The sequence below is a fragment of the Arthrobacter sp. MAHUQ-56 genome (genome assembly GCF_019710585.1).
Lineage (GTDB): Bacteria > Actinomycetota > Actinomycetes > Actinomycetales > Micrococcaceae > Arthrobacter.
The window spans coordinates 106540-122262 of sequence record NZ_JAIFZQ010000025.1; the positions used below are offsets into that span (position 1 = coordinate 106540).

Annotated in this window: 12 protein-coding genes; 5 read left to right on the plus strand and 7 right to left on the minus strand. The window is 66.4% G+C overall.

Going from position 1 to position 15723, the window contains the following annotated elements; all coding sequences use genetic code 11:
• The first annotated feature begins 63 nt into the window (after window positions 1–63).
• Window positions 64–1503 (plus strand): cardiolipin synthase, encoded by a 1440-nt coding sequence (gene cls / locus K4G53_RS19905; protein WP_221387443.1) that lies wholly within the window; start codon window positions 64–66, stop codon window positions 1501–1503.
• A 70-nt stretch (window positions 1504–1573) separates the two neighbouring features.
• On the opposite strand, the gene K4G53_RS19910 is transcribed toward cls, so the two are convergent.
• The 6 genes from K4G53_RS19910 to K4G53_RS19935 all read right to left on the minus strand — a co-directional run bounded on the left by K4G53_RS19910 (window position 1574) and on the right by K4G53_RS19935 (window position 7762).
• On the minus strand, window positions 1574–2848 hold the full coding sequence (locus K4G53_RS19910; RefSeq protein ID WP_308287938.1) for a multidrug effflux MFS transporter: 1275 nt from the start codon (window positions 2846–2848) through the stop codon (window positions 1574–1576).
• A 107-nt stretch (window positions 2849–2955) separates the two neighbouring features.
• Complete coding sequence (pabB, locus tag K4G53_RS19915) at window positions 2956–5031, minus strand: aminodeoxychorismate synthase component I (RefSeq protein WP_221387421.1); 2076 nt, start codon at window positions 5029–5031, stop codon at window positions 2956–2958.
• Window positions 5032–5085: 54 nt separating this feature from the next.
• Entirely contained in the window at window positions 5086–5625 is a 540-nt protein-coding gene (locus K4G53_RS19920; protein ID WP_221387422.1) for a low molecular weight protein-tyrosine-phosphatase, read from the minus strand.
• A gap of 144 nt (window positions 5626–5769) precedes the next feature.
• Window positions 5770–6393, minus strand: a complete 624-nt coding sequence (locus K4G53_RS19925; protein WP_221387423.1) for a LysE family transporter — start codon at window positions 6391–6393, stop codon at window positions 5770–5772.
• Between the two features lie 34 nt (window positions 6394–6427).
• Complete coding sequence (locus K4G53_RS19930) at window positions 6428–6880, minus strand: hypothetical protein (protein ID WP_221387424.1); 453 nt, start codon at window positions 6878–6880, stop codon at window positions 6428–6430.
• 63 nt (window positions 6881–6943) lie between these two features.
• Window positions 6944–7762: a methyltransferase domain-containing protein gene (locus K4G53_RS19935; protein ID WP_221387425.1), complete on the minus strand. Its 819-nt coding sequence runs from the start codon at window positions 7760–7762 to the stop codon at window positions 6944–6946.
• Between the two features lie 257 nt (window positions 7763–8019).
• Between K4G53_RS19935 and K4G53_RS19940 the strand changes: the two genes are divergently transcribed.
• Complete coding sequence (locus K4G53_RS19940; RefSeq protein WP_221387426.1) at window positions 8020–10299, plus strand: phytase; 2280 nt, start codon at window positions 8020–8022, stop codon at window positions 10297–10299.
• An 85-nt stretch (window positions 10300–10384) separates the two neighbouring features.
• Here K4G53_RS19940 and K4G53_RS19945 read toward each other — a convergent pair whose 3' ends face one another.
• Complete coding sequence (locus K4G53_RS19945; protein WP_221387427.1) at window positions 10385–10897, minus strand: MarR family winged helix-turn-helix transcriptional regulator; 513 nt, start codon at window positions 10895–10897, stop codon at window positions 10385–10387.
• A gap of 187 nt (window positions 10898–11084) precedes the next feature.
• On the opposite strand from K4G53_RS19945, the gene K4G53_RS19950 reads away from it, so the two are divergent.
• The 3 genes from K4G53_RS19950 to dnaK all read left to right on the plus strand — a co-directional run bounded on the left by K4G53_RS19950 (window position 11085) and on the right by dnaK (window position 15722).
• Window positions 11085–13268, plus strand: coding sequence for an efflux RND transporter permease subunit (locus K4G53_RS19950; protein WP_221387428.1), 2184 nt, complete (start codon window positions 11085–11087; stop codon window positions 13266–13268).
• Window positions 13269–13316: 48 nt separating this feature from the next.
• Entirely contained in the window at window positions 13317–13613 is a 297-nt protein-coding gene (locus tag K4G53_RS19955; RefSeq protein WP_221387429.1) for a hypothetical protein, read from the plus strand.
• Window positions 13614–13850: 237 nt separating this feature from the next.
• Window positions 13851–15722 (plus strand): molecular chaperone DnaK, encoded by a 1872-nt coding sequence (dnaK, locus tag K4G53_RS19960; protein WP_221387430.1) that lies wholly within the window; start codon window positions 13851–13853, stop codon window positions 15720–15722.
• Window position 15723: the final 1 nt, after the last annotated feature.

Consider the following 15723-nt stretch of genomic DNA (forward strand, 5'->3'; position numbering starts at 1 on the left):
AACCCGATCTTCCCGGGGGTTCTTGACGTGTTGTGGCCGTTTTCGCTAGCCGGTACTGCCCCGATGTGGGTGGTGGTGCTGCTGGGCATCGCCGACCTCGCCATCAGGGTCCTGGCGTTGGGCATCATTCCCGGCAACAGGCGCCCCACCACGGCGATGGCATGGCTGCTGGGGATCTTCTTCGTGCCCTTCGTGGGCATCGTCCTGTTCCTGCTGTTCGGCAACTTCCGGCTCTCCAGCCGCCGCCGGGCGCAGCAGCAGCTGGTCAACAACCGGGTGCGGGCCGGGATCACCGCGCTCTCGGATGTCGAAAGCGACTATCCCGGCCCCGAATGGGTGAAGTCCGCGGCGGAACTGAACCGCAGGCTGGGCTCGCTGCCCATGGTGGACGGAAACTCGGTAGACCTCATCCCCGGCTATCCTGACTCCATCCTGGCCATGACGCAGGCTGTCCGGAAGGCGAAGAAGTACGTCAACGCCGAGTTCTACATCATGAGCACGGACCACGTCACCGACGACCTGATCACGGCCATGGAGGAAGCGGCCGAGCGGGGTGTGGAAGTGCGCCTCCTGTTCGACCACATCGGCACGCTCCGCATCAAGGGCTACAAGAACCTGCTCAAGCGCCTGAGGGCCGGAAAGATCCAGTGGAAGCGCATGCTGCCCCTGCTGCCCATCCACGGCCAGTGGCGCCGGCCCGACCTCCGGAACCACCGCAAGATCATGGTGGTGGACGGCGAGGTGGCCTTCACCGGCTCCCAGAACCTGATCGAGCCCTCGTACAACAACCCCCGGCACCGCAAGGCCGGGCGCGAATGGGTGGAGCTGATGGCCTGCCTGCGCGGACCCATCGTCACCACCCTGAACGTCGTGTTCGCCACCGACTGGCTGGGTGAAACCGATGAGTCGCTGGAACACCAGCTGCAGCTGCCGTCCGACCCGCATCCCGGCACAGTCACTGCCCAGGTGGTCCCCAGCGGTCCCGGGTTCATCACCGAGAACAATTTGCGGCTCTTCAACACCCTGATCTACTCCGCCCAGCACCGGATCTCGATCTGCAGCCCCTACTTCGTCCCGGATGACTCCCTGCTGTACGCGATCACCACGGCGGCGCAGCGCGGCGTGGACGTGGAACTCTTCGTGTCCGAAAAGGGTGACCAGTTCCTGGTGCACCATGCCCAGCAGTCCTACTACGAGGCCCTCCTCGAAGCCGGCGTCCGGATCTACCTGTACAAGGCCCCGTTCGTGCTGCACGCCAAGCACTTCACCATTGATGACGAGGTGGCGGTCCTTGGCTCCAGCAACATGGATATGCGCTCGTTCTCCCTGAACCTGGAGGTGTCCGTGATGCTCCTGGGCGAGGACATCGTGAACAAGATGCGGGCCGTGGAGGACACATACCGTGACATCTCGCACGAGCTCAAGCTGGCCGACTGGCGGAAGCGTCCCCTCGCCGCGCGCTACGTGGACAACGTGGCCCGGCTGACGGCAACCGTCCAGTAGCGGCAACCGTCCAGTAGTGGCAACCGTCCGGTAGCACCGTCCGGGAACGGCAAGGGCCGCCCACGCGGCCCTAGCCGTCGGCACCTACCCTCCGGTCGTCGTCGCGCCCCGCGTATTCCGTCCACCCGCCTTTCCGGTAGGCAGGAGTTCCGGCGGCGAGGGCAGTCACTGCCAGGGCGCAGCTGCCGATCATGGCCCCGGCCATGGACAGGGCATGCCCGCCCAGCAGCCCCACCAATGGGCTCACCAGCCCCGCCACACCGGACTGCAAAGCTCCGATAACCGCCGCCGCCGTCCCTGCCATGTGGCCGTAGTTGTGCAGGGCCAACACGGAGGCGTTTGCCGGGATCATGCCCTGGGCGGCCAGGACAAGCCACAGGCCTGCCATCAGGCCGAACGCACCGCCGGCACCCGTGGCCACCACGGCCAGCAGCAGCAGGGCAAAGCCCAGCTGGACCAGGAGGGCGGTCCGCAGGAGGCGCACCGGGGGGAATTTCCGCACCAACGCGGCGTTGAGCTGCGCCGAGAGTACGAGCGCCGCACCGTTCAGGGCGAAGGCGAGGGCAAACTGCTGCCCGCTGAAGCCGTACTCGTTTTGGAAGACGAACGGCGACCCCACAACGTAGCTCATGATCAGGGCCAGCCCGAGCCCGGGGATGATGGCCAGGGCCATGAAGTGCCTGTCCCGCAGCAGGGACCAGTACGCGCCGCCCACGTGCCGGGGGCGGCCCGGGGAGCGCCTGTCGGCCGGGAGTGTCTCTGGCATGAACTTCCAGACGATCGCCACCAGGACCAGCCCGATGAGCGCCAGCGCATAGAAGACGGCACGCCAGTTCCAGAACCCGGCGACGGCCTGGCCCACGGTGGGGGCGAAGAGCGGTGCAACGCCGACCACGAGCATCAGCCGGGACAGCAGCCGGGCGGCAGCGGAACCGGTGAAACGGTCCCGGATGACGGCAAGTGCCACTACCGCCGCGGCCGCGTTGAAGAATCCCTGCAGTACGCGCAGCACTGTCAGTGTTTCAATGTTCGGCGTCACGGAACACAACAGCGAGATGGCCACGTGCAGTGCGATGCCGATGAACAGGGGCAGCCGCCGTCCGAACCTGTCCGAAAACGGGCCGATCACGAGTTGGCCGATCCCGCCGCCGAGGAGGGTCCCGGACAACGTGAGCTGGGCGGCGGCCTGGCTGGTTTCAAGGTCATCCACCACGGCGGGGAGGGAAGGCAGGTACATGTCGGTGGTGACCGCAGGAAGGGCGGCCAGGGCGCCAAGCATCAGGACGTACTTGAAGCTGCGGTGCGGCCGCTGGACGGTGTCATGGGGCGGGCAGGGATCCGTCACGCGGCAAACCTCACTCTGGCGGGAACACTCAGGGGGCCGCCGCATGGCTTGAGCGGGTCGAAGTCAGAAGAGTACCCCGGGCGGGGTCTTTCTAAACCAGCGCCGGGTCATTCGTCCGGGAACGTTGCGCCCAGGGTGGAGAGCACGCCGAACGCTTTGGTGCGGATTTCCTCGTACTCGTCGTCCGGGACCGAATCGGCGGTGATGGCACCGCCGACGCCGAGCGAGAGTTCCACGGTTCCGTCGCCGCCGTCGTTGATCACCAGAGTCCGGATGGCGACGGCGAGGTCCGTGGCCGCGTTGAGCGAAAAGTAGCCGATGGCGCCCGAGTAGATTCCCCGGGGTCCGGCTTCCAGGCGGTCCAGGATGGCCATGGTGCTGATCTTCGGCGCCCCGGTCATCGAACCGGCCGGGAAACACGCTGCCACCGCTTCGGCGCGCGGGGAACCGGGCAGCAGGCGGGCATCGATGGTGCTGACCATCTGGTGGACGGTGGCGTAGCTCTCGATGGCGCACAGCCGGCTCACCGTCACCGATCCCGGGACCGCGAAGTGGCTGAGGTCGTTGCGCAACAGGTCCACGATCATGATGTTCTCGGCCCTGTCCTTCAGGGACGTTGCCAGGTCCGTGCGCAGCTGTTCGTCCTCGCCGGGGTCTGCAGCCCGGCGGCGGGTGCCCTTGATCGGTTCGGCGCGCATGCCGCCGTCGGACGCTATCTTCAAAAACCGCTCCGGCGACGTGCTGGCCACGGTGAGGCTTCCCAGGCGCAGGTAGCTGGCAAACGGGGCCGGGTTCCTGCGCCGCAGGGCCAGGTACGTGTCCCAAGGGTCCAGCGAGTCCGCCCGAATGCGGGCTTCGAGCGTGGTGGTCAGGCAGACCTCGTAGGTGTTGCCCTCGGAAATCTCGTGCTGGGCTTCGGCGATCTTCTGCCGGTAGCCGGCGCCCGTGTCCCGGCTGCGGAACGTCGGCACTGGGGTATGCACGACGCCGGTGCTGCCGCCGGCTTCGGCGCCAGCCTTGGGGCCGGTTGCCGCTTCCACCGCCGCTTTGGCTTCGCCGAGCCACTCCCCGGCATCCGGGGCCTCCAATGCCAGGAGCCAGGTGTCGCCTGCAGCGTGGTCCAGGACGACGGCCCGGCCGGCGAAGATCAGCGCGGCGTCCGGGGTGGCGGCGGAAAGGTCGCTGCCGCCGCTTTCGCGTTTGAGTTCGTAGCCCAGGCAGCCGAGCCAGCCAAGGGTGAACTGGCCGGGGTAGCCCTCGGGGGTCCGGACCGCCCGGCGGCCCCACACCGTGTCCAGCCAGCGGAAGAAAGGCCCGGTCACTTTCGCCGTCGCCGAGCCTGCGCTGACCAGGCTTTCGCCGGCGCGGTGCGTTACGAACTGCCCGAACACGCCGCCATCGTCCGCCATGATGCTGAAGCGGCTGCGCCCGGCGGCAGCGGCGTCCCCGTCCGCCTCGACCTGCTGGTTGGCTGCGCCGGCGTTGGAGGAATCCAGCCAGACCGCGTTGCCCGAGCGGCCATACAGGGACTGGAACAGTGCCGGGGCGTCAGGTGCGGCGTCCAGGCGCTCCGCGCGGAGGCAGAGGCCACGGCGGGCGGACAGTTCGGGGGCGAGGATGGGCGCCAGCGCGGGCAGGTAGGGGAGGAGCCGCAGGAGGTCGGCCGGTGCGGACCCGTCAGCAAGGTTCTGGACCCGCAGGTCGGCGTGGCCGGGGACGTCGTCCTGGCCCAGCCACTCTTCCTCCTGCGCGGCCCACTGGTCCCAGTACGGCTCGTAGGTTTCGCCGTCGCGGGCCAGCGCGCGGACGCGCCGGACCTCGTCGGGAGATTCAGCCCAGACGACGGCGCTCAGCAGCGGCCGGGCCGCCTCCGCTGCGGCCCCCACGCCCTCCACGATCACGATCTCGGCGGGCAGCGTCACGCGCGTATCGCCGTCGTAATGGTTCTCCCAGTCCCAGCTGGTCCAACTGGCCGCCCCGCCCCGGCTTAGCGGCGCCAGGACGGTGGAGACATACCGTTCGACGCCGGCCGCCAACCCGTTCCAGCCCGGGTAGATGTCCTCAAGGTGGAACAGGGAGACCTTGTGGTGCGCGCGGAGGCGGGCTGCGAGTTCGATGGCGAGGGTGGTCTTACCTGCGCCGGAGCGCCCGTCGATGGCGATAATGACGGGCGCTGGATTCATGGACTAGAGCGTACCGGTTTCCCCCGCACGCTTTCATCCGCAGGTGCCATTGTTCTAGAGCGCCTGGGGCTGGAGCTGCGATTTCTCCAGGACTGCCGCCTTGATGTGGCGGACCAGCCCCGGCAGCGCGGCGTGGATCTGGTGCCAGACGGCGTCGAAGTCCGAGTGGCCGCCGTACCAGGGGTCTTCGATGCCCTGGTCCAGCCGGTCCTTGTCTGCCATGGCGGGGTCGAAACTGCGCAGCATGCGGATCTTGTCCAGGGACTCCTGGTCAGGAGCGGCTTCACTGAGCCAGGCGAAGTGGTCGATGTCCAGCGCCAGAATCAGGTCGCGCTCCCGGAACCATTCGTGCTCCCACTCACGCGCAATGTGGTGCCCGGACGTCAGCTGGGTGGCGGCGAGCCTGCGGGCCGCCCGTGGGTCGATGGGGCGCCCGGCCTCGTACCCGGTGGTGCCGGCCGAATCGACTGTCACCAGTCCGTCCAGCCCTTCGCGTTCCAGCGCCGCGGCGAGCATCAGCTCGGCCATGGGGGACCGGCAGATGTTGCCCGTGCAGACGGTGATGACGCGGTATGGGCTCGACGTTGAGTTCATGGAACTAAGCATGCGCGCTGGAATGTCCCTTGGCTAGCGGGAGGTTCACAAAGATTTACATCTTTGTAAAGATGCATGACTTGGAATAACAAGGGTACTTGCCAATTTGGTGTGGCCTTCGCCGGGCAGGCCTTTACGGTGGTTCTAGTGGATCAGGGCCAACAGGACCCCAACGGCGACAAACAGCGCCCCGAAGACCCTGCTGAGGACACGCTGGCCCCGTTCTGTGCTGGTGAAGCGGTGGAAGGACCTGGCTGCCGCCGCGAAGAAGAACCACATCACCAGGATGTCGATGACCACAATGGTTGCCGTGAGGACGGCGTACTGCGTGACCAGGGATTGTTCCGGCCGGATGAACTGGGGAGTGAAGGCGAGGAAGAAGACGATCGCCTTGGGGTTCAGCAGGTTCACCCAAAAACCGCGGCGGAAGATGGACCAGGCGGGCTCGTTCCGGAGGGCTGCGGCCTGCTCCTGCTCCACGGCGGGTTTGCTGAGGAACTGCCGGATGCCCAGGTACACCAGGTAGGCCGCTCCCGCATACCGGATCACGTTGAATGCAACAGGGGAGCTCGCCACAAGGACTCCGACGCCCAGTGCCACAATCAGCACGTGCACAACCAGTGCTGCCTGTTGCCCCAGGATCCCCCAGATGGACCGGCGGAACCCGGCGTTGAGCGAGTTGCTCATGGTGTTGATGGCCCCGGCTCCGGGGGTGAAGCTGATCAGGGCGCCGGCGCCGGCCAACGCCAGCCACAGGGAAAATTGCACTGGACAATCTTACCGGGCTGCCTGTGTCCGTCCCTCAGCCACATTTTCCATGCTTGGAATGCACCCAGTGATCCATGGTGCACGGCAGGCCCAGGTGGTAGCGGTCAAAGTAATAGTGGGGCCCGTTGGAAAGGTACCCGTCCTCGTCGAGGCCAAAATGGCCGATCATGAGGAATCCACGCGCAAGGGCCATGTCCCGCAACGCATCAGCTTCCGCGAGCACCCGCGCATGGACGGAGTCGGTGCACTCCCACCCTCCGGCGTGGGCGATGGCGAAGTACCGGGTGGTGTCCGGGTCCAAATGCTCCAGGATCGTGTCGAAATGGGGCTCGAGGCTTCCGTCGAATTGGCAGCTGGCAACCCCGATGTCCGCAAACTGCATCTCAGCGTCGAGCTCGATCAAGACGAGCCTGGGCAGGATTTCCCCCTCGGGGGCTATCAGCAGACGGGCAAGGAATTCGAGGTCAAAGCCTGCTTGGATGATCATGTTCCGAGGCTAAGGAGCGGGGCGAAATATCGGTACAGTCGCACGCGCCTATGTGGACAACGGTTAAGCCCTGGCGATGACCTCGCCGTTCGGGATCAGGAACCAGCCGTCGTCGGTGGATCCCCAGCGGTGCCAGCCGGCGGAGATCCGGGCGAGGTCGGCCGGGCTGGCAAAACCGTACTCCAGCGCCTGCTCGGCGAACGCCGAATGCAGGACCCGTTCACCCCATACCCGCGCCTGCCAGCGGCGCTGCTGGGCGGTGGCGTAAAGCCAGTTGCTGCTGGTGGGGGCAACATCGTTGAAACCCGCGGCCTGGGCCCAGCTGACCAGGCGCCGACCGGCGTCGGGCTCCGCTCCGTTGCGCCGCGCGATCCGCTGGTACAGGTCCATCCACTCGTCCAGCTCGGGGATGGCGGGGTACCAGCTCATGCCATGGAAATCGGCGTCGCGGACGGCGACGATGCCGCCGGGCTTGGCTACGCGCCGCATCTCCCGCAGGGCCTCGACCGGGTCGGTCAGGTGCTGGAGCACCTGATGCGCATGGACGACGTCGAACGTTTCGTCCGCGAAGTCGAGGTCGTAGATGTTTCCGGCCACGAATTCCACGTTGCCCACCTCGCGCTCGACGGCGAGCGCCTGCGCCTGGACGATGATGTCGGGTGAGCGGTCCAACCCGGTGACTTTGCCGGGGCTGACCAAGGCGGCGAAGTCGCAGGTAATGCTGCCTGGCCCGCACCCGACGTCGAGCAGGCTGGACCCGGGCGTGAGGTAGGGGAGGACGAACGCTGCGGAATTCTCGGCCGTCCTCGCGGCATGGGCGCGGACCACGGACTCGTGGTGGCCATGCGTATAGACGTCATCTTCAGGCTGCTCGGCGCTCATAGCCAAACGCTACTCCCCACCCGGGCCGCAGGGGAGGAGGGCCCCGTGGCGGGTCCCCGGCGCGGTGCAGCCCGCCTGCGGCGGTGGACCCCGGGGCGACCGCCGGCAGGTAGGGGTGCCATCCCCGTATCCCCCCATCGCGGGCCGAGAATACGATGGGCCTCCATCCGGCGGGGGAAAGCTGGCCTCGCCGGATGTTCCTATCGCTCCGTCACCGCCGCCGGATGTGTGCGGCATCAAACTTTGGGAGGCCAAAGGTGACACTGAAATCGAGGTTCGCCGCCGTGCTGACGGTGTCTGGGCTGATTTCCGGGCTGCTTGTGGGGATCGGCGCCCAGGCCGCGAACGCGGCCGTGGCGCAGGTGCCGGCAACCGTGGAAACCGCTCCGATGCACGGCTCGGGGGATGCGGCGGACGACCCCGCCATCTGGATCCATCCCACCGACCCGTCGAAGAGCACCATCATCGGCACGGACAAGAGCACCGACGGGCATGGCCTGGTGGTCTATGACCTGTCCGGGCGGGAGCTGTTCTACTACCCCGACGGGCGGATGAACAATGTTGATGTCCGCTACAACTTCCCCCTGGGCAACAGCCGCGTGGGCCTGGTCGGTGTCTCCAACCGGGTGCGTAGCCTCGACTTCTACAAGGTCAACGAGTCCGACCGCTCCCTGACGAAGGTGGGCAGCTTCGCGCCCACCACCAACATCTCCACGCCCCGCGGCTTCTCCCTTTACCATTCCCCGGACACCGGAAAGTACTACGCATACGTCACCGACAGCGGCAAGGTGGAGCAGTGGGAACTTGACGGCTCCACCGGATCAGTCACCGGCAAGCTCGTCCGCAGCTGGACAGTGAGCGGTGTTACCGAGGGGCTCGTGGCCGACGACGAGATGAAGCGGATCTACGTCGCGCAGGAGGACATCGGCGGGATTTGGCGTTTCGGCGCCGAGCCCGGCAACCCGACAACCGGGACGAGGGTTGTCAGTACCACCCAGAACGGCGGCGACATCGTCCAGGACATCAAGGGCATCAGCATCTATTACGGCAGTAACGGTGCCGGCTACCTGCTCGCCGCAAGCCAGGGATCAGACCAATTCCATATCTATACACGGGACGAGAACCGGCCGCTGGGCGCGTTCGCCATCCCCACCGGGAACGGAATTGATGCGGTCACCGGCATGGATGGCATCGACGTCACCAACTTCGGCGTCGGCGGGCCCTTCCCGCAGGGCTTCTTCGTGACCCAGGACCACACCAACGACAACGGCCTGCATCAAAGCTTCAAGGCGGTGCCATGGCAGTCCATCGCTGCGGCTTACTCGCCGGCCCTGCTCGTGGACGCGGTCTACGACCCGCGCAAGATCGGGGCGGGCACCCCGACACCCACGGCGCCTGACACCACCATCACCAGCAAGCCGAGCGACCCGACAACCTCCACGTCGGCCCAGTTCAGCTTCACCTCGACGTCGGCCAGCGCAACGTTTGCCTGTTCGCTCGACTCAGCCGCCTTCACCAGCTGCACCAGCCCGGCGTCGTACACCGGACTGGCTGAGGGCACGCATACGTTCCAGGTCCGCGCTTCTGACCAGAACGGCGTCGACCCCACCCCCGCCAGCTACACGTGGACGGTGGACACCACGCCGCCGCAGGACACCACGCCGCCGGAGACGACCATAACGTCGGGACCGCCGGCAACAACGACATCCACTACCGCCTCCTTCGCATTCACCTCGAGCGAAGCCAATTCGACGTTCCAGTGCAGCCTGGACGGCGCACCGCGCACCACGTGCACCTCGCCGCAGTCCTACACCGGCCTGTCAGCCGGATCCCACACCTTTTCAGTCTGGGCCACCGATCCTGCGGGCAACACGGACGCGACAGCGGCGACGCAAACCTGGACCGTCAGCTCCGGCGACACGGGCGGCAGCACCATCGTCCGCGGCTCGGTCAGCCAGACCACGAACACCACGGCAGGTACCACCCTGACGATTCCTGCGCCGGCCAACATCGCCCAGGGCGACGTGCTTGTCAGCTGCATCTCCCTCAACGGCGGCAGCATCGCCACGACGGGTGCGCCGGCGGGCTGGACGCGGCTGGCAGCGGTAACGTCCATTTCGAATCCGAAAGTCTACGGCTACTACAAGGTGGCCACGGCGTCCGAGCCGGCGGGCTATTCCTGGACGACGACGTTGACGACGAGCGGAGGGGGGATTGCCAGGTACACGGGGGCCTCGGGCCTGGACGGCACGGCCACCTCAGCGGCCGGTGCGGCAGCATCCTCGGGCACGGTCCCGGGCCTGACCAGCACAACGGCCAACGTGATGCTGGTCGGATGCATGAGCGTCAATTCCAGTTCGGTGACCCTTACCTCTCCGGACGGGATGGCCCAGGCCGTGGAAGCGGGCGCCCGCCGCTTCGAGATTGCCGATGGCATCCAGGCTGTGGCAGGACCAAGCGGAGCGAAGACGTGGAAGTTCAGCGCCGCCCGTGATTGGGCCGGCTGGCTGGCGGCGCTTCGGCCCAAGGCGCCATAACTCCCTGGGCCCCGGTCGGGGACCATCGGAAGGGGCCGTTGTGGACCTCCACAGCGACCCCTTCCGCGCTGCATGGAAACTGCAGTCAGCCGTCAGTGGATTCCGCCCTTGCCGCCACCGTAGCCTCCACCATGGCCGTGATGAACCGGGTGACGGTTTCCAGTTCCTCATCGGAGAAGGCGGCCATGGCGCTTCCCATGTGCTGCGCCAAGGGGGCGAATATCGCGCCGCCCTCCTGGAACGCCTTGGGGGTCATCTTCAGCTGGACCTGGCGCCGGTCGGTGCTGTTCCGTTCCCGCACGATGTGCCCGGAGCTGTCCAGGCGGTCGATCAAGGCGGTGGTGGCCGGGGAGCTCAGGTTCAGTTCCCTGCGCAGGACGCCGGGAGTCACCACGCTGCCCGCGGCAGTGTGGCGCATGATGACGGCCAGGGCGTTCATGTCCGTGCGGTGCATGTCCTTCCGGCCGCCGGCGGCATCAACGTAGCGGTTGGCCTCCATGGTGAACTCCTGGAGGAGGCGGAGCAACGGATGGGACGGCCCCCCGGGGGCGGCCGATGCCGCGGCCGTTGATGAGTCCGGTGACTTTTCGCGTGCCATGCCCACCTCCCCGACGATTCCTGGTTTGCGGCCCGTGGATTGCTTCGGGCGTCCTGAGGGATATTACTGCAGCCCTGCCCTCGGACAGGAGGACATCCAAAAAAGCTTGCCAGGCACTTATCTCTATCTTGGAGATAATCTATGATGGAACAAATATTACTCCGCGTTCTCCCGCATGGAAGGCATCATGAATCGCACAAAAGCTGGCAAAGAGCGTGCTCCCTTCTGGCTGCGCTGGCTGGTCCCCGCCATCCTAGTGCTGACCTGGCTGGGGCTGGCCGGCGTCGGAGGCCCCACCTTCGGCCGGTTGGAGGAAGTCTCGTCCAACGACCAGGCGTCCTTCCTGCCCGCCAGCGCCGAGGCCACCGAAGCGCAGGACTGGCAGGCGAAGTTCCGCGACTCCGACGAGGTTCCGGGCATCATCGTCATCGAGAACAGCCAAGCCTTCACTCCGGCGCAACTGGGGGAGCTGGCAGCGCTGAAAACGAGCCTTGAGGACCTCAAGCTGGGCAGCGCGGTGATCGGGCCGATACCGTCGAAGGACGCCAAGGCTGTGCAGTTCGTGGTCCCCATCGGCTCCTCCGATGAGATCAAGGAAGCGGTCAAGGAACTCCGAGATGCGGTCAACGAGGCAGCCCCGGAAGGGACCCAGACCTTCGTCACCGGCCCGGCTGGTCTGGCCGCCGACCTCACGTCCGCTTTCGGCGGCATCGACGGCATCCTCCTGCTCGTGGCCCTGTCCGCGGTGTTTGTGATCCTCCTGGTCGTCTACCGGTCCCTGCTGCTGCCCATCATGGTGCTGCTGACGTCCGTCTTCGCCCTCTGCGCGGCCATCCTGCTGGTCTTCGGCATGGCCAAGGCCGGCTGGATCCAGCTGAACGGCCAAAGCCAGGGCATCCTCTCAATCCTCGTGATCGGTGCGGCAACCGACTACGCGCTGCTGTTCGTGGCGCGCTTCCGTGAAGCCCTCACCCACACGACCAACCGCACGGCCGCCGTCCTGACTGCGTGGAAAGCATCCTTCGAGCCCATCCTGGCGTCCGGCGCAACGGTGATCATCGCGCTCCTGTGCCTGCTCTTCTCAGACCTCAATTCCAACAAGGCCCTGGGCCCCGTCGCGGCCGCCGGCATCCTGTGCGCACTTTTCGCCGCACTCACCCTGCTGCCCGCACTGATGGCCCTGCTCGGCCGCGCAGCCTTCTGGCCGTTCCGTCCCAAGCTGGTCCCGGCCGACCAGCGCGAGCCGGAGCTGGTCACAGGCCTGGAAGGCCAAAAGGGCTTGTGGCGCGCCACCGGTTCCCTGGTTGCCCGGCGGCCCCGGACGGTATGGGTTGCCTCGGTCCTGCTCCTGGTGGCAGCCGCCGGCGGCCTGCTCCAACTCAAGGCCAACGGCGTGCCGCAAACCGACGTCATCCTCACCGCCTCCAACGCCGTGGACGGCCAGGACGCACTGGCCCGCCACTTCGACGCCGGCAGCGGCAGCCCCGCCGTCGTGGTTGCAGACCAGGGCAAGGCAGCGCAGGTGCTGGACCGGGTGAAAGCGGACGACGGCGTGGGCGAGGCTTACCTGCTCGGCCAGGGCAGCGTGCCCATCACCGGAGCCCCCGGCGCCCCCAGCGCTCCGGACGTCAGGGACGGGAAGGTGCTCATCAATGCCACCTTGAACGATGCGGCCGACTCGCTGGAGGCGGAGGAGACCATCAGGGCCCTGCGCACGGAGGTGAAAGCCGTTGATCCCGGTGCCCTGGTGGGCGGCGTGACCGCCACGGCGCTGGACACCAATACGACGGCCCAGCACGACCTGGTGGTCATCATCCCGGTGGTCCTCGTGGTGATCCTGTTCATCCTGATGCTGCTGCTGCGCTCCATCGTGGCCCCGGTCCTGCTGGTGCTCTCCGTGGTGTTGTCCTACGCCGCCGCGCTCGGTGTTTCGGCCCTCGTGTTCAATAACCTGTTCGGTTTCCCCGGCGCCGACGCCACCGTTCCGCTGTTCGGCTTTGTCTTCCTGGTGGCGCTGGGCGTGGACTACAACATCTTCCTGATGAGCCGGGTCCGCGAGGAGTCCCTCAAGCACGGCACCCGGCCCGGCATCCTCCGCGGCCTCAGCGTCACCGGCGGCGTCATCACCTCCGCGGGCGTGGTGCTGGCCGCAACCTTCGCCGCCCTGGGCGTCATCCCCATCATGTTCCTGGTGCAGCTCGCATTCATTGTGGCGTTCGGCGTGCTGCTGGACACCGTGCTGGTGCGCTCGCTGCTGGTGCCGGCCCTGGCGTACGACATTGGGCCCAGGATCTGGTGGCCCGGCAAGCTGGGCAGGACCCCGGAAACGGCGCCTGCAGAACCACTGTTGGCCGAAATCCCCGCTCGGTAGACTGCCAGTGCGCCCGCATGGACGCGGAGCCTCGAAGGAGAGATCACCATGACTGAATATCCTGAATCCGCAGCCGAAGAACCCCGCAGGGACGATGCCGCTCCTGGTATGGAGGGTGAGGGCGGGCAGTACGTGGACGGCGACTACGGGGACGCCGGCCGCGTCAATGTCCCCGCGGACAACCTGGCCGACGGCGAATATCCGGAGGGCGATTACGGCGACGCGGGTGCCACGGACGCCGAGCGGACGGAGGGCGCTGTCCGGGAGGGGCTCACCGACGGGCAGGTGCAGGCAACTCCCGAAGAGCGCGGCCCCCTCCACGGGGATCCGGATACCGGCAGGTAAGAAGCCCGGCGGCAGGTTCTCCAGCAGCGAACTGGCCAGCCGCCGTCGTGCCCCAGGCTCCCCCAATCCCTGTGATGGCAGGGAAAACCATCTCTGTTGGCCAAACGCCACCCGGAAAGTTGAGTCACCTTCGCTCAAGTTTGGGTTGACATCGTTGGCGCCCTGAGTAAAGTTGAGTGCAGAACGCTCAATCACTCTGGGCGCCAACCAGTTTCCAAGGAAAGAAGGAAGCAACACATGTCACGTGCAGTAGGTATCGACCTCGGAACCACCAACTCCGTCGTCTCCGTTCTCGAAGGTGGCGAGCCCACCGTTATTGCCAACGCCGAGGGTGGCCGCACCACGCCGTCGGTGGTTGCATTCTCCAAGTCCGGCGAGGTCCTGGTTGGCGAAATCGCCAAGCGCCAGGCCGTCAACAACATCGAGCGCACCATCGCTTCGGTCAAGCGCCACATGGGCACCGACTGGAAGGTGGACATCGACGGCAAGAAGTACACCCCGCAGGAAATCTCCGCGCGTATCCTCATGAAGCTGAAGAACGACGCCGAGAGCTACCTGGGTGAAAAGGTCACCGACGCTGTCATCACCGTCCCGGCCTACTTCAACGACGCCGAGCGCCAGGCCACCAAGGAAGCCGGTGAAATCGCGGGCCTGAACGTCCTGCGCATCGTCAACGAGCCCACCGCCGCAGCACTCGCCTACGGCCTGGACAAGGGCAAGGAAGACGAACTCATCCTGGTCTTCGACCTCGGTGGCGGCACCTTCGACGTCTCCCTGCTGGAAGTCGGCAAGGACGAAGACAACTTCTCCACCATCCAGGTCCGCGCCACCGCCGGTGACAACCGCCTGGGCGGTGACGACTGGGACCAGCGCGTTGTTGACTACCTGCTGAACCAGCTCAAGGTCAAGGGCATCGACCTCTCCAAGGACAAGATCGCCCTGCAGCGCCTCCGTGAAGCTGCCGAGCAGGCCAAGAAGGAACTCTCCTCCTCCTCCAGCACCAACGTTTCGCTCCAGTACCTCTCCGTCACCCCCGACGGCCCGGTCCACCTGGATGAGCAGCTGACCCGCGCCAAGTTCCAGGACCTCACCAAGGACCTGCTCGAGCGCACCAAGAAGCCGTTCCACGACGTCATCAAGGAAGCCGGCATCAAGCTCTCCGACATCAACCACATCGTGCTGGTGGGTGGCTCCACCCGTATGCCCGCCGTCTCCGAGCTGGTGAAGGAACTGGCTGGCGGCAAGGAGCCCAACAAGGGTGTCAACCCCGATGAGGTCGTTGCCGTGGGCGCAGCCCTGCAGGCCGGCGTGCTGAAGGGCGAGCGCAAGGACGTCCTGCTGATCGACGTCACCCCGCTGTCCCTCGGCATCGAAACCAAGGGTGGCGTGATGACGCACCTGATCGAGCGCAACACCGCCATCCCCACCAAGCGGTCCGAGACCTTCACCACCGCTGACGACAACCAGCCGTCCGTGGCCATCCAGGTCTTCCAGGGCGAGCGTGAGTTCACCCGCGACAACAAACCGCTGGGCACGTTCGAGCTGACGGGCATCGCCCCGGCCCCGCGCGGCGTCCCCCAGGTCGAGGTCACCTTCGACATCGACGCCAACGGCATCGTCCACGTCTCCGCGAAGGACAAGGGCACCGGCAAGGAACAGTCCATGACCATCACGGGCGGCTCCAGCCTCTCCAAGGAAGACATCGACCGCATGGTCCGTGACGCCGAGGAGCACGCAGCCGAGGACAAGGCCCGCCGCGAGGCGACCGACACACGCAACACGGCGGAGCAGCTGGCCTACTCCGTAGACAAGCTGATCGCCGACAACGCGGACAAGCTGCCCGAAGAGGTCAAGACCGAGGTCCAGGCCGACGTCGACAGCCTCAAGAAGGCCCTCGAAGGCACCGACGACGCCGCTGTGAAGTCCGCATTCGAGAAGCTGCAGGCTTCCCAGACCAAGCTCGGCGAAGCCATCTACGCCCAGGCCGGTTCGCCGGACGGCGCAGGCGCTGCCGGTGCCGAAGGTGCCGCAGGCGCTCCCGCAGGCGGCAAGGCTGACGAAGACATCGTCGACGCCGAGATCATCGACGAAGACGAAGCGAAGAAGTAGC